This window comes from Hydrogenophaga sp. (assembly GCF_026125825.1).
GTDB lineage: Bacteria > Pseudomonadota > Gammaproteobacteria > Burkholderiales > Burkholderiaceae_C > Hydrogenophaga.
Genome location: NZ_JAHCKK010000042.1, coordinates 24,749 through 37,042, shown reverse-complemented (window position 1 = coordinate 37,042; position 12,294 = coordinate 24,749). Strand labels below are relative to the sequence as shown.

10 protein-coding genes are annotated in these 12,294 nt (G+C 69.6%); 3 read left to right on the top strand and 7 right to left on the bottom strand.

Annotation, left to right across the window (positions count from 1 at the left end; genetic code table 11):
• Positions 1 to 18 precede the first annotated feature (18 nt).
• Complete coding sequence (surE, locus tag KIT86_RS14475; RefSeq protein WP_297399521.1) at positions 19 to 798, bottom strand: 5'/3'-nucleotidase SurE; 780 nt, start codon at positions 796 to 798, stop codon at positions 19 to 21.
• Positions 799 to 923: 125 nt separating this feature from the next.
• Between surE and KIT86_RS14470 the strand changes: the two genes are divergently transcribed.
• A complete protein-coding gene (locus tag KIT86_RS14470; protein ID WP_297399519.1) occupies positions 924 to 1,910 on the top strand; it encodes an NADPH:quinone oxidoreductase family protein in 987 nt (328 codons plus the stop codon).
• Positions 1,911 to 1,934: 24 nt separating this feature from the next.
• On the opposite strand, the gene KIT86_RS14465 is transcribed toward KIT86_RS14470, so the two are convergent.
• The 5 genes from KIT86_RS14465 to KIT86_RS14445 all read right to left on the bottom strand — a co-directional run bounded on the left by KIT86_RS14465 (position 1,935) and on the right by KIT86_RS14445 (position 7,468).
• Positions 1,935 to 3,764: a methyl-accepting chemotaxis protein gene (locus KIT86_RS14465; RefSeq protein WP_297399517.1), complete on the bottom strand. Its 1,830-nt coding sequence runs from the start codon at positions 3,762 to 3,764 to the stop codon at positions 1,935 to 1,937.
• A gap of 109 nt (positions 3,765 to 3,873) precedes the next feature.
• Positions 3,874 to 4,485 (bottom strand): membrane integrity-associated transporter subunit PqiC, encoded by a 612-nt coding sequence (locus KIT86_RS14460; protein ID WP_297399515.1) that lies wholly within the window; start codon positions 4,483 to 4,485, stop codon positions 3,874 to 3,876.
• Entirely contained in the window at positions 4,482 to 5,519 is a 1,038-nt protein-coding gene (locus tag KIT86_RS14455) for an MlaD family protein (RefSeq protein ID WP_297399513.1), read from the bottom strand. The genes KIT86_RS14460 and KIT86_RS14455 overlap by 4 nt, the downstream gene beginning before the upstream one ends.
• A complete protein-coding gene (locus KIT86_RS14450) occupies positions 5,516 to 6,331 on the bottom strand; it encodes an ABC transporter ATP-binding protein (RefSeq protein ID WP_297399511.1) in 816 nt (271 codons plus the stop codon). Before KIT86_RS14450 ends, KIT86_RS14455 begins: the two co-directional genes overlap by 4 nt.
• The gene (locus KIT86_RS14445; protein WP_297399509.1) at positions 6,332 to 7,468 is read right to left on the bottom strand and encodes an ABC transporter permease; all 1,137 of its coding nucleotides are present in this window, start codon (positions 7,466 to 7,468) and stop codon (positions 6,332 to 6,334) included. It abuts the gene before it with no gap.
• A 161-nt stretch (positions 7,469 to 7,629) separates the two neighbouring features.
• Here KIT86_RS14445 and KIT86_RS14440 point away from each other — a divergent pair, with 161 nt between their 5' ends.
• Positions 7,630 to 9,741, top strand: a complete 2,112-nt coding sequence (locus KIT86_RS14440) for an AsmA family protein (RefSeq protein ID WP_297399507.1) — start codon at positions 7,630 to 7,632, stop codon at positions 9,739 to 9,741.
• A gap of 26 nt (positions 9,742 to 9,767) precedes the next feature.
• A complete protein-coding gene (locus KIT86_RS14435) occupies positions 9,768 to 10,523 on the top strand; it encodes a tyrosine-protein phosphatase (protein WP_297399505.1) in 756 nt (251 codons plus the stop codon).
• A 4-nt stretch (positions 10,524 to 10,527) separates the two neighbouring features.
• Here KIT86_RS14435 and KIT86_RS14430 read toward each other — a convergent pair whose 3' ends face one another.
• Positions 10,528 to 12,165 carry a 3-(methylthio)propionyl-CoA ligase gene (locus KIT86_RS14430; RefSeq protein WP_297399503.1) on the bottom strand — a complete coding sequence of 546 codons (1,638 nt, stop codon included), beginning with the start codon at positions 12,163 to 12,165 and terminating at the stop codon, positions 10,528 to 10,530.
• Between the last annotated feature and the right edge of the window lie 129 nt (positions 12,166 to 12,294).

The following is a 12,294-nucleotide window of genomic DNA, read 5'->3' as shown; positions in this document are numbered from 1 at the left end:
GAACGGGCAGACCGCGCTTCACGAGCTGGCACCGCCGGTGGACAGGCTCGCGGCCGTGGGCGCCCAGTAGGCGAGGCGGTCGTGGTCGGTCAGGTCCACCTGCAGCGGCGTGATGGTGGCATAGCCCTGCAGCGAGGCGTGGAAATCCGTGCCCTCGGCGTCGTCCTTGGCCTTGCCCGCGCTGCCGATCCAGTACATGGTGTCGCCGCGCGGGTTGGTCTGCGAGATCACCTGCTCGGCCGCGTGCCGGCGGCCCAGCCGCGCCACCTTGAAGCCGCGCAGTTCGGCCAGCGGCCGGTTGGGGATGTTCACGTTGAGCAGCCAGGGCTCGGCCGGCGGCCCGTTTTCCAACGAAGGCAGCAATTGCGCCACCAGGCGCGCGGCCATCCGGCCCGCGTCGTCCAGGTGGCCCCAGCCTTTTTCGGTCTGTGAAAACGCGATGGCGGGCACGCCGAACAGGTAGCCCTCCATGGCCGCGCCCACCGTGCCGGAATAGATCGTGTCGTCGCCCATGTTGGCGCCGTTGTTGATGCCGGAGACCACCAGGTCGGGCCGGTAGCCCAGCAGACCGGTGAGCGCGATGTGCACGCAGTCGGCCGGCGTGCCGTTCACATAGCGAAAACCGTTGTAGGCCGTGTGCACGTACAGCGGCGAATGCAGCGACAGCGCGTTGGACTTGGCGCTGTTGTTGTGCTCGGGAGCCACCACCTCCACCTCGGCCAGCCCCTTGAGGGCTTCATACAGCGCCACGATGCCGGGCGCCTGGTAACCGTCGTCGTTGGAGATGAGTATTTTCATTGCCGCGATTTTAGGTGGATCGCCCTGGTCACGCCCGGGACACGCAAGGGGCTTACCCGCTGCAGGAGAAGGCCCCCGCTGCCTATCATGGAACGGTTTCATGACCATTTGAACGAGGACACACCATGCATGCCTGGCTCTGCGAAAACCCCGTCGGCGTCGACGCCCTGACCTGGAAAGAACTGCCCACGCCAGCGCCCAAGGCGGGCGAGGTGCTGATCGAGATCCAGGCCGCGAGCCTGAACTTCCCCGACCTGCTCATCGTGCAGAACAAGTACCAGATGAAGCCGCCCCTGCCCTTCGTGCCGGGCTCGGAGTACGCCGGCGTGGTGCGCGCGGTGGGTGACGGCGTCACGCACCTGAAGGTGGGGCAGAGCGTGGCCTGCCTGAGCGGCACGGGCGGCTTCGGCACCCACACCATCGCGCCGGCCGCGCTGTGCATGCCGCTGCCGCCGGGCTTCCCGGCGGTGGATGCGGCGGCCTTCATCATGATCTACGCCACCTCGTGGCACGCCCTGATGGACCGCGGCGCCCTGCGCGCGGGCGAGACCGTGCTGGTGCTGGGCGCAGCCGGCGGTGTGGGCACGGCGGCGATCCAGATCGCCAAGGCCGCCGGGGCGCGCGTGATCGCCGCGGCATCGAGCGACAAGAAGTGCGAGCTGTGCAAGCAGCTGGGCGCCGACGCCACCATCAACTACAGCGTGCACACCCCCAAGGAGGGCCTGCGCGATGCGATCAAGCAGCTCACCGACGGCAAGGGCCCGGACGTGATCTATGACCCGGTGGGCGGCGACTTCGCCGAGCCCGCTTTCCGCTCCATCGCCTGGCGCGGCCGCTATCTGGTGGTGGGTTTCGCCAGTGGCCCGATTCCAGCCCTGCCGTTGAACCTCACCTTGCTCAAGGGCGCCAGCCTGGTGGGCGTGTTCTGGGGCGATTTCGCGCGCCGCGAACCCAAGGCCAACGCCGAGATGATGCAGGTGCTAGCCGGGATGTACGCCAAGGGCCAGGTCAAGCCGGTGATCGACCAGACGCTGCCCATGAGCGAGCTGCGCAAGGCCTACGCGATCATGGGATCGCGTTCGGTCAAGGGCAAGCTGGTGATGGTGAACTGAAGAAGGCCGGGCGGCCTTCCGGGTTCAGAACGATTCCCAGTCGTCCGAGCCACCCGCCGTGGCAGGCGCGGGCGCGGCCACCGGCGCGGGCTTGGGGGCCTTCGCCACGGGGGCGGGGGCGACCGGGGCCGGCTTGGCCACCGGGGCCTTGGCCGTGGCCTTCGCAGGGGCGGGCGCCGCTTTCACCGGGGCGGAGGCAGAGGCGGAGGCGGGAGCCGCAGCGGCCACCGGTTTGGCGGCCACGGCACTGCCCCGCTTGTGCAGGTCGTTGGCGTTGATCTGAGCGATCGAGCTGACCGCGTCGGCCGCATCCACGCGGAAGATGCGCACCACCTCCGACAGGCGCATCGCCTGGTCGCTCATGCTCGATGCGGCGGCGGCGCTCTCTTCCACCAGCGCCGCGTTCTGCTGCGTCATCTGGTCCAGGTTGGACACCGATGCGTTGATCTGGTTGACGCCCTCGGCCTGCTCGCTCGACGACGAAGCGATCTCGCCGATGATGTCGCGCACGCGCACCACGTTCTCCACGATCTCGCCCATCGTCTGCCCGGCCTGGCCGACCAGCTCGGTCCCGGCGGTCACCTTGTCGACGCTGGCGCCGATGAGCACCTTGATTTCCTTGGCGGCCTGCGCGCTGCGCTGGGCGAGGTTGCGCACCTCGCCGGCCACGACCGCAAACCCCCGGCCTTGCTCACCGGCACGGGCGGCTTCGACCGCCGCGTTCAGCGCCAGGATGTTGGTCTGGAACGCGATCCCGTCGATCACGCCGATGATGTCGCTGATCTTGCGCGAAGCCTGGTTGATCTCCTCCATGGTCGAGACCACGTCGTTGACCACCTGGCCGCCCTTCTGGGCGCTTTGGCCGGCCACGTCGGCCAGCTGGTTGGCCACGCGCGCCGAATCGGCCGACTGGCGGATCGCGCCGGACATCTGCTCGATGCTGGCCGCGGTCTGCTGCAGGTTGGCGGCGGTCTGCTCGGTGCGGGCCGAGAGGTCGTTGTTGCCCGAGGCGATTTCGCGCGCCGCCACCGTGATGTTCTCCGTGCCGCGCTTGACGTCGGCCACCACGTGCACCAGGCGATCGCGCATGTCCGAGAGGGACTTCGTCATCGCGCCGAACTCGTCGCGGCGGTCGTTGCGGATGCGCGCGGTCAGGTCGCCGCCGGCCACGCGCTCGGCAAAGGCCACCACCTCGCGCAGCGGCGTGCGGATGTTGCGGATCAGGAAGAAGGCGCCCGCGATGATGCCCAGGATCAGCAGACCGATCTGCACGCTGGCCATGGTCAGGTTGCTCGCGCGCTGGGCCGCGAACTTCACCTGCGCCTCGGCCTGCATGCTCACCTGCATCTGCGCGAACTCGCGCAGGGCCGCCACGTAAGGCGGCACGGCCTGGTTGAAGCGGGTCGTGATCTCGGCCACGGCACCGGCCGCATCGCCGTTCTTTTTCAGTTCGTTGGCCTTGGCCAGGGAGCCCAGCACGGCCTGGCGAAGCCCGGCGATTTTCTCGAGCTGGGCCTTTTCGGCGTCGTTCATCGGCATGGCGTCCAGCCGCTTCTGCAGCGCGGAAATGGAAGCCACGCCCACGGGGATGACGTCTTTGTAGAGCTGCTCGATCGACGGGTCGGTGCTCAGCATCGAGGCTTGCACGCGCGTCACGTTGGTCTCGGTCAGGCCGGCCCACTCGGTCGCGATCACGGTCTTGTCCGACATCCGGCCCAGGACTTCGTCGGCCTCGCGGGTCAGGGCGCTGGAACGGGCACCGGTGAAGGACAGCATCGCGGTCAAGGCGAGGACGATGGCAAGAACGCCGGTCCAGAGCTTGGCGTTCACGGTCATGTGGCGAAAGAGGTTCATATTGAGAGGTTCAGGCAAATGATCGGATCACCTCCGGCCTATCGACAGGAACCGTCTGCACTGAAATCCAGCCGACGAACGCGCCCCCTGGAACCGTCTCGCAGGCCGCTCAGCCCCCGGCGATGCGCTGCGCCAGGCGCCAGACGGCCAGGCGATGGCCGGCCGCCAGGGCGTCGGGCGAGCCGTCGGCCAGCGGCACCTCGATGTCGGCCTGCCCCAGCATGGGCGGCACGGTGCCGCCGCGCAGGTCGGTGAGCCACCAGCGTGCCTGCAGGCGCAGGGCGCGCCGGCCGCTGTCGGCCATCAGGGCGTCGATCTCGACGCGCAGCTGACGCGCCACGTTCGCCCCCGAGGGCGCGGGCGCGCGCCAGACCAGGCCTTCCCCGCGCAGCAAGGCCAGATCGGCCACCAGGCGGCGCGGCACGCTCTCGCGCAGCGGCTCGGCCCAGCGGTGGCCCGGCAGCGGCACCAGCGACGCCGAGCCGCTGGAGACCATGAGCACATCCCGGTCCAGCGAGCCGGGCAGGCGCACCTGGCCGGAGACTTCCCACACCGCGCCATCCCCCGGGCGGGGCGCCGGCCGAGGCTCGGGGGGCTCGGCGCGCAGCTCGTACCAGCGCGTGGGTGGCGCATCGGACCCGGCGCAACCCGTGGCGAACACTACGGGCGCCAGGCCCAGGGCGGCCAGCAGGCCGCGTCGGTTCAGGGCTGGGTGGTTCATTCGTTGACCTTTCTGCCCCGCAGGAGCGCATCGGGTTGTTGTTCCAGGGCTTCGGCCAGGTCGCGCAGGGCGCGGGCGGCACGCGAGAGGTCGTCCAGCGCCCGGTCGGCCCCCACCATCAGTTGCGAATCCCCGGCGGTGGCCTCGCGCAGCGCGCCGGCGGTGCGGCTCACCTCGTTGGCCGCGCGCTGCAGGTTCTGCACCAGCGGCGCGTCCGGCGCCAGCAGCTCGGACACGCGCGCGGACGTGCGGCCGAAGCCCACCGCACTCTCGTTCACCGATTTCGCCGCCTTCTCCATGCCATCCATCGCGCTGCGGGTGGAGGCGAGCGAGCGCTGCAATTCGTTGGCCAGCGGGTCCAGGCGCTTGTCGAGCCGCTCCGAGACGCGCTTGATCGTCGAAGTGATCTCGGCCAGGTCGCTCAGGGCCTGGTTCAGCTGCGGCCCCGAGATCACCGCCCGGGCCGAGGCGGCAATGGCGGCCAGGTCGTCGGTGATCTTGCGCAGGTCAATGCCTTCGAGCTGGTCGCGGAAAGTCTGGATCGCGGTGGGCGCGGTCGGGATTTCGGTCAGGCCGCGCCGCGTGCCATGGGTGGTGGCCGCGCGCTTGGGGCGCAGGTCCAGGTCCACATAGAGCAGGCCCGTGAGCAGGCTCTGCATCGAGAGCTGCGCACTCATGCCCCGCTCCACCAGCGCGGGCAGCGCCAGCTCGGAATCGGAAGCGGCATCGCCATGCTTGCCATCGAGCCCGCGCAGGGCATCGCTGTCGAGCGAGGCCACCACCGGGATGGAGAAGGCGTCGGTCTGGGTGTTGTAAGAGACCTCGATGGACTCCACGCTGCCCACGCGCACGCCGCGGAACACCACCGGTGCACCGACCTGCAGGCCGTAGACGGAGCCGCTGAAGTACATCACGGTGCGCTCCTTGCGGGTGAAGTAGCTGCTGCCGGCCAGCGTGATGATGGCCACCGCGATCAGCGCGAGGCCAGCTACCACGAAAGTGCCGATGAGGGTGGGGTTGGCCTTGCGCTTCATGATGGGGTTTCCTCTTTGTCTGGGGCGGTGGCACCGCGGCGCAGGAAGCGCTGGACCTCCTGCGGACCGCTCTGCCGAAGTTCCTTCGGGGGGCCCAGCGCCGTCATGGTCTTGCTTTGCGCGTCCAGGAACAGCAGGCGGTCGGCCAGCGCGAAGATGCTTTCGAGTTCGTGGCTGACCATCACCACCGTGGTGCCCAGGTCATCGCGCAGGTGCGCGATGAGCTCGTCCAGGTGGGCCGAGGTGAGCGGGTCCAGGCCGGCGGAGGGCTCGTCCAGGAACAGCAACTGCGGGTTGAGCGCCAACGCGCGCGCAATCGCGGCGCGCTTGCGCATGCCGCCGCTGAGCGTGGCGGGCTCGGCATCAAAACTGCCCGCCAGCCCCACGAGCGCGAGCTTGAAGCGCGCCTCCTGCTCGCGGCATTCAGGCTCCATGTCGGTGAGCACCTGCATGGGCAGCATCACGTTTTCGCCCACGGTCATGCTGCTCCACAGCGCGCCGGCCTGGAACATCACGCCAAAGGATCGCAGCAGCGCGCCCTTCTCCTTGTCGTCGGCCGCGTACAGATCCTGCTCGCCGTACAGCACCCGCCCCTGGGCGGGCACCTGCAGGCCGATGAGGTGGCGCAGCAGGGTGCTCTTGCCGCAGCCGCTGCCGCCGGCCAGGGCCAGCACCTCGCCGCGCAGGATCTCAAAGCTCAGGTCGCGCTGGATCACGTTGCTGCCAAAGGCCATGGTCAGGTTTTCCACGCGCACCAGCGGCTCGGCACCGGGCTCGGGCGTGGCGGATGGGGTGGGCAGGTGTTCCGACATCTAGAAATCCAGGCGTTGAAACACCACCGTGAGCGCGGACGCCACCACGACGATCCACACGATCGCCTGCACCACCGCGGCCGTGGTCGCATCGCCCACGGCCTGCGCGCTGCGCCCCGCGGCCATGCCCTGCAGGCAACCGGCGAGGGCCACCAGCACCGAGTACGCGGTGCCCTTGATCAGGCCCACCACCACATGAGGCAGGGTGATGGCCTGGCCGCTCGCGTACACATACTCCAGCGGCGTGACGCCATAGATGCCCACCGCCACCATCCAGCCCACGGCCATGCCCACCAGCGCGCCGAAAGCGGTGAGCATGGGCCCGACGATGAGCAGCGCCAGCACGCGCGGCAGCACCAGGAAGTCCACCGGGTTCACGCCCATGGTGGCCAGCGCATCCACCTCTTCGTTGGCGCGCATGCTGCCGATCTGCGCCGCGAAGGCCGCGCCCACGCGACCGGCCAGCACGATGCCCACCAGCAGGGCCGCGACCTCGCGCACCACGCCCACCGTCACGAGATCGGCGATGTAGTTCTGCGCCCCGAAGCGCTGCAGCTGGGCCGCGCCCATGTAGGCCACGATGAGCCCGACCAGGAAACACACCAGTGCCACGATGGGCAGGCTGCGCGGACCCGTCTGTTCGATCTGCCATGCGAGGTCGCTGGCGCGCATGTCGCTGCGCCCGCGCAGCCAGCGCCCCAGGGACAGCAGCACCTCGCCGAAGAAGGTCAGCGTCTTGCGGCGCAGCGCCCACCAGGCCGTGACGCGAGCGCCCAGGCGGGCGACACGGCCGCGTGCTGGTGTGGTGCCCGTGGCAGCGGGTGGGGGCGTGTCGAGCGCGAGGCCCAGGATCTGTTGCAGGCCTTCGGGCAGCCCCTGCAAGTCCACGTTCGCGCCCTGGCGCGCCAGGGGCTCGACCTGGACCCACAAGGCCGAGGCCAGTGGCGCATCCCACGAGCGCAGGCCGTCGGCGTGGACGCGCACGGCACCCACGTTCCCGGTGGCCGGAAGATCGGGGAGAGGGGCGCTGTGTCCGCGCCAGGCGCCGCTGAGTTCCAACACCCAGTCGTCGCCTTGTGAGAGCCAGCGTGCATCGGGGGCAAGCGTCTCGTCATTCACCTCCATCGTGTCCGACACGGTGTTTCCGCTCGGGGCATCGCGCATGGAAGAACCCATTCAGATTCGGAATCTGGATTCTATCGAGCGACCCGCGCGCGCAAGGTGGCCGCCCTGTAGGACAAGGCCGCGTCGTCGGGCCGAAATCGAACATTGGCTGGGCTGCTGCGTTCCAATAAAGCGTGAACGCACCTCAGACCGCCCCTCCGCCCTCGAAGAGACGAGGCTCCCGAACCCTCTGGATCGCCGGCAGCCTGCTGGGCCTGCTCGCGCTGGGCGTGGCGTGGGGCGAGCTCAGCGGCTGGCCCGTGCTCAGACAGCCCATCGAGCAGGCCGCCTCGCGCGGCGCCGGTGTGCCCGTGCAAATGCAGGGCCAGGTGCGAACCCATCTCCTGTGGCGCCCGCGGCTGGAGGTGGAGCACCTGCGCATCGCCTCCGATGCGCGCTTCGGCGCGCCCCACCTGCTCGACGCGCGCCAGGTCACGCTGGCCTGGCACTGGGGCGACCTGTGGCGCTGGCGGCGCGGAGACCGCCTCCTGCTGCAGCGCTTGCAGGCGGATCAGCTCGATGCCCATCTGATGCGCATCGAAGGCGGCGATGCCAACTGGCAACTGGGCCACCCGGACGACAAGCCCCGCCATGAGGAAGATCAGGATCCACTCGGGGGCCTTCCTCGCTTCGGTTCGCTCGTGATCGGCCAGGGCCAGATTGCCTGGAAGGATGCGGTGCAGGACGTCGATCTCGCCATCGGTGTGAAGGGCCGGGAAGGCGAGGCCGTGAGCGGGTCTGCGTCTGGCTACGAAGCCACGTTCAAAGGCCGCTACCGCACCATGCCGATGGACCTGCAGGTGCGCGCGGGCAGCACCCTGCCCCTGCTGCAGGACCCCATGGCTGCACCCGACGCGCAATGGGTGCCTGTGCGCGTGGCCGGCACGGTGGCCTCGGCCAAGCTGCTGTTCGACGGCCAGGCCGCCGCCCTGTTGGGCACGCCCCGGCTCGATGGTGCGCTGTCGTTCCAGGGGCGCTCGCTGGCCGAAGTGGGCCGACCCCTGGGCATCACCCTGCCGCAGACACCGCCCTTCGACCTGCGCGGCCGGCTCTCGCAGGCCGATGGCGTGTGGCGCTTGCAGGCTTCGCGCGCCACCATCGGCAGCAGCCGCCTGGCGGGCGATCTGCGCTTTCACCAGCTCACCAGCCCACGCCGGCTCACGGGCGAGCTGACCGGCCCCAAGCTTGCGTTCGCCGATCTGGGGCCCGCGATCGGTGGCGAGGGCGGCACCGCCAAGGTGCCCGCGCAGCAGCAGGCTCAGGGCCGCGTGCTGCCGCAACGCCGCTTCGACCTGCCCTCGCTCAAGGTGATGGATGCCGACGTCGGCGTGGCCATCGATGAGGTGGATTTCGGCACCGATGCCATGGCGCCCCTGAAGGGGCTCAAGACCCGCATTCACCTGGACGCGGGCGTGCTGCGCCTGGACGATCTGCAGGCCTCGGTGTCGGGCGGCCAGTTCAAGGGCATGACCGAGCTCGACGCCAACGCACAGCCCGCGAAATGGCAGGCGCGGCTGGACGTCGCCGGTGTGGACATCGCGGGCTGGATGCGCGGGATGCGCAAGGACACAGCGCCCCCCGCACCCTCGGCCAACGCCACCAAGGCTCTGAAGAAGGAGCGCGAACAGGCCCGCCAGGGCGGTGAACAGGCCGTGCGCTCCTACGTCACCGGCGTGCTGTCGGCCAAGCTGGACGTCCGCGGCGCGGGCAACTCCACGGCCGACATCCTGGGCTCGCTGAACGGGCCGATCGATCTGACGCTGCGCGACGGCACCATCTCCCACCTCGCCACCGAGGCCATGGGCCTGGATCTGGCCCAGGCGCTGGGCGTGCTGATCCGCGGCGACCACCCGCTGCCGCTGAACTGCGCGCGCTTCGACCTGGTCGCTCGCGGCGGTGTGCTCGAACCCCGGCTCGCGGTCATCGACAACCGCGACACCACCGTGCGCATCGATGGCCAAGTCAACCTGCGCGACGAATCGATGGCCCTGCGCCTGGTCGCCAAACCCAAGGACTGGTCGCCGCTGTCGCTGCGCACGCCCATCACCGTCACCGGCACGCTGGGCCAGCCCGAGGTCGGCATCGAAGGCCGGCGCCTGGCGGGCCGCCTGCTCGGCGCCCTGGCGCTGGGTGCGGCGGCGGGCCCGGCGGCGGCCGTGATCCCGTTGATCGAACAGGGCGACAAGACCTCGGCCGACCCCTGCGTGCCGGTGGCCTCCGCACCCGCGCCGACCAAAAAACCCTGACATCCTCGGCGCGCGACAATGGCCGCATGTCGACACCGCCCACCAACGCCATCCCGCCGCGCCTGCTGAGCAGCGCCTCCAATTTCCGCGATCTCGGCGGACACGCCGGCCTGGACGGGCGGCGCGTGCGCCTGCGCCGCGTCTACCGATCCGACCACCTCGCGGGCCTCACGCCCGAAGACCTCGCCAAGCTGCAGGGCCTGGGCATCACGCACCGCATCGACTTCCGTGGCGTGGCCGAGAGCACCACCCTGTCCTCCGAGGTCGCGGGCCTGACCACGCTGGCGCTGTCCATCGAACCCACGGTGGTGCACCGCGTGCAGGCTTTGCTCGCCGCCGGACAGGTGCCCACCGAAGACGAGACCGCTGCGCTGATGTGCCAGACCTACCAGGGCTTCGCGCGCGAGGGCGCGCCGGTGTACGCGCGCTTCTTCCGCCACCTGCTCGACCAGCCCACGCCGCTGGTGTTCCACTGCACCGCCGGCAAGGACCGCACCGGCTTCGCGGCCGCGCTGCTGCTCAGCGCCCTGGGCGTCGCGCGCGACGACATCGTGCACGACTACCTGCTCACCAACCACCTCTACGTGCGCAGCCCGCTCGTGGAAGTGCGAGGTCCGGCCCACGTGATGGACGTGCTCTGGAGCGTGCAGCCGGCATTTCTCGAGGCGGCCTTCACCACCATCGAGCAGGAGTTCGGCGGCCTGAACCGCTACCTCGAAGGCCCCATGGGCCTGGACGCGCTGGCGCTCGAACGCCTGCGCGCCTCGCTGCTGGAAGCCTGACCGTTCACACCGTGGGCAGCGGGTGGCCTCGGTAGAGCTCGCGCAGCCTGGTCTTGAGCAGCTTGCCCGTGGCGGTGTGCGGCAGGCTCTCGACGAAGAGCACGTCGTCGGGCAGCCACCACTTGGCCACCCGCGTGGCCAGGTGCGCCAGCACCGCCTCGCGGTCCACCTCGGCACCGGGCCGCTTCACGACCAGCAGCAACGGCCGTTCCTGCCACTTGGGGTGTGCCACGCCGATCACCGCCGCTTCGGCCACGCCCGGGTGCGAAGCAGCAGCGTTCTCCACGTCGATCGATGAGATCCACTCACCGCCGGACTTGATCACATCTTTGGCGCGGTCCACGAGCTGAAGGTAACCATCGGCGTCGATGGTCGCCACGTCGCCGGTGGGAAAGAAACCCTCTTCGTCCAGCACCGGGCCGCCTTCGCCCCGGTAATAACCGCTGGCGATCCAGGGGCCGCGCACCATCAGATTGCCGTAGGCCACGCCGTCCCAGGGCAATGCCCGGCCGTCGGCATCGACAATTTTCAGGTCCACGCCCCACACGCCGCGGCCCTGCTTGAGCTTGACCTTCACCAACGCCTGGGGGTCCATACCTTCGTGCTTGGGCAGCAGCTTGCTGATCACACCGATCGGGCTGGTCTCCGTCATGCCCCAGCCCTGCACCACTTCGGCGCCGAACTGATTCTCGAAGCGCTCCAGCACCGCGCGCGACACCGCCGCGCCGCCGATGCCGATGCGCCTGACACCCAGCTCGCGCGGGTCGATCTGCGGGTTCTTGTCCAGGTACTGGAACAGCATCATCCAGACCGTGGGCACGCCCTGGGAGAAGGTCACCTTCTCGTCGCGCATGAGCCGGTAGACACTCTCGCCGTCCAGATGCGGCCCGGGCAGCACCAGCCGCGCGCCCACCATGGCCGCCGCGTAGGGCGCGCCCCAGGCATTGGCATGGAACATGGGCACGATCAGCATCAGCGTCTCGGCCGAGCTGATGCCGAAGGTGTCGGGCGCGAGCTCCATGAGCGTGTGCAGCAGCGTGGACCGGTGCGAATACAGCACGCCCTTGGGGTTGCCGGTGGTGCCCGAGGTATAGCAGAGCGAGGAGGCGCTCTTCTCGTCCAGCTCGGGCCAGCGGTAGTCGGTGCTCTGGGCGTCGAGCAACTCATCGAAGCACAGCAGCTGGGGCACGTCGATGGCCGGCATGTGCGCGCGGTCGGTCATGGCAACGAACGCCTGCACGCTCTTGAGGCGCGGCGCGAGTTGCTCCACCAGTGGCGCGAAGGTGATGTCGAAGAACAGCACCTTGTCTTCGGCGTGGTTGACGATGTAGTCGATCTGCTCGGGAAACAGGCGCGGATTGACAGTGTGCAGCACCGCGCCGCTGCCCGAGACGCCGTAGTACAGCGCCAGGTGGCGGTAGGAGTTCCAGGCCAGCGTGCCGACGCGATCGCCCTGCCCGACGCCCAAGGCCCGCATGGCGTTGGCCACCTGGCGCGCGCGCTGGCGCACGCCCAGCCAGTCGGTGCGGTGCACCGTGCCTTCGGGCAGGCGCGAGACGATCTCGGTGCGGGGGTGGAAGGTGGCCGCGTGCTCGATCAGCGAAGAGATCAGCAGCGGACGGTCTTGCATCAGGCCATGCATGGGGTGTCTCCAGGTTGAACAGATCGCCCGTTCGATGCGCGAAGCTGGGTCCATCTCTTTCTAGCACGGCGCTGCGGCATCGGGCGTCACCTGCGGCTCTACAATTCGCGCCCCACCCTCTTCCCCCCG

Bases quoted from the DNA above. Each gene is read 5' to 3' on its own strand.
- surE (WP_297399521.1), bottom strand. From the start codon at position 798: ATGAAAATACTCATCTCCAACGACGACGGTTACCAGGCGCCCGGCATC.
- KIT86_RS14470 (WP_297399519.1), top strand. From the start codon at position 924: ATGCATGCCTGGCTCTGCGAAAACCCCGTCGGCGTCGACGCCCTGACC.
- KIT86_RS14465 (WP_297399517.1), bottom strand. From the start codon at position 3,764: ATGAACCTCTTTCGCCACATGACCGTGAACGCCAAGCTCTGGACCGGC.
- KIT86_RS14460 (WP_297399515.1), bottom strand. From the start codon at position 4,485: ATGAACCACCCAGCCCTGAACCGACGCGGCCTGCTGGCCGCCCTGGGC.
- KIT86_RS14455 (WP_297399513.1), bottom strand. From the start codon at position 5,519: ATGAAGCGCAAGGCCAACCCCACCCTCATCGGCACTTTCGTGGTAGCT.
- KIT86_RS14450 (WP_297399511.1), bottom strand. From the start codon at position 6,331: ATGTCGGAACACCTGCCCACCCCATCCGCCACGCCCGAGCCCGGTGCC.
- KIT86_RS14435 (WP_297399505.1), top strand. From the start codon at position 9,768: ATGTCGACACCGCCCACCAACGCCATCCCGCCGCGCCTGCTGAGCAGC.
- KIT86_RS14430 (WP_297399503.1), bottom strand. From the start codon at position 12,165: ATGCATGGCCTGATGCAAGACCGTCCGCTGCTGATCTCTTCGCTGATC.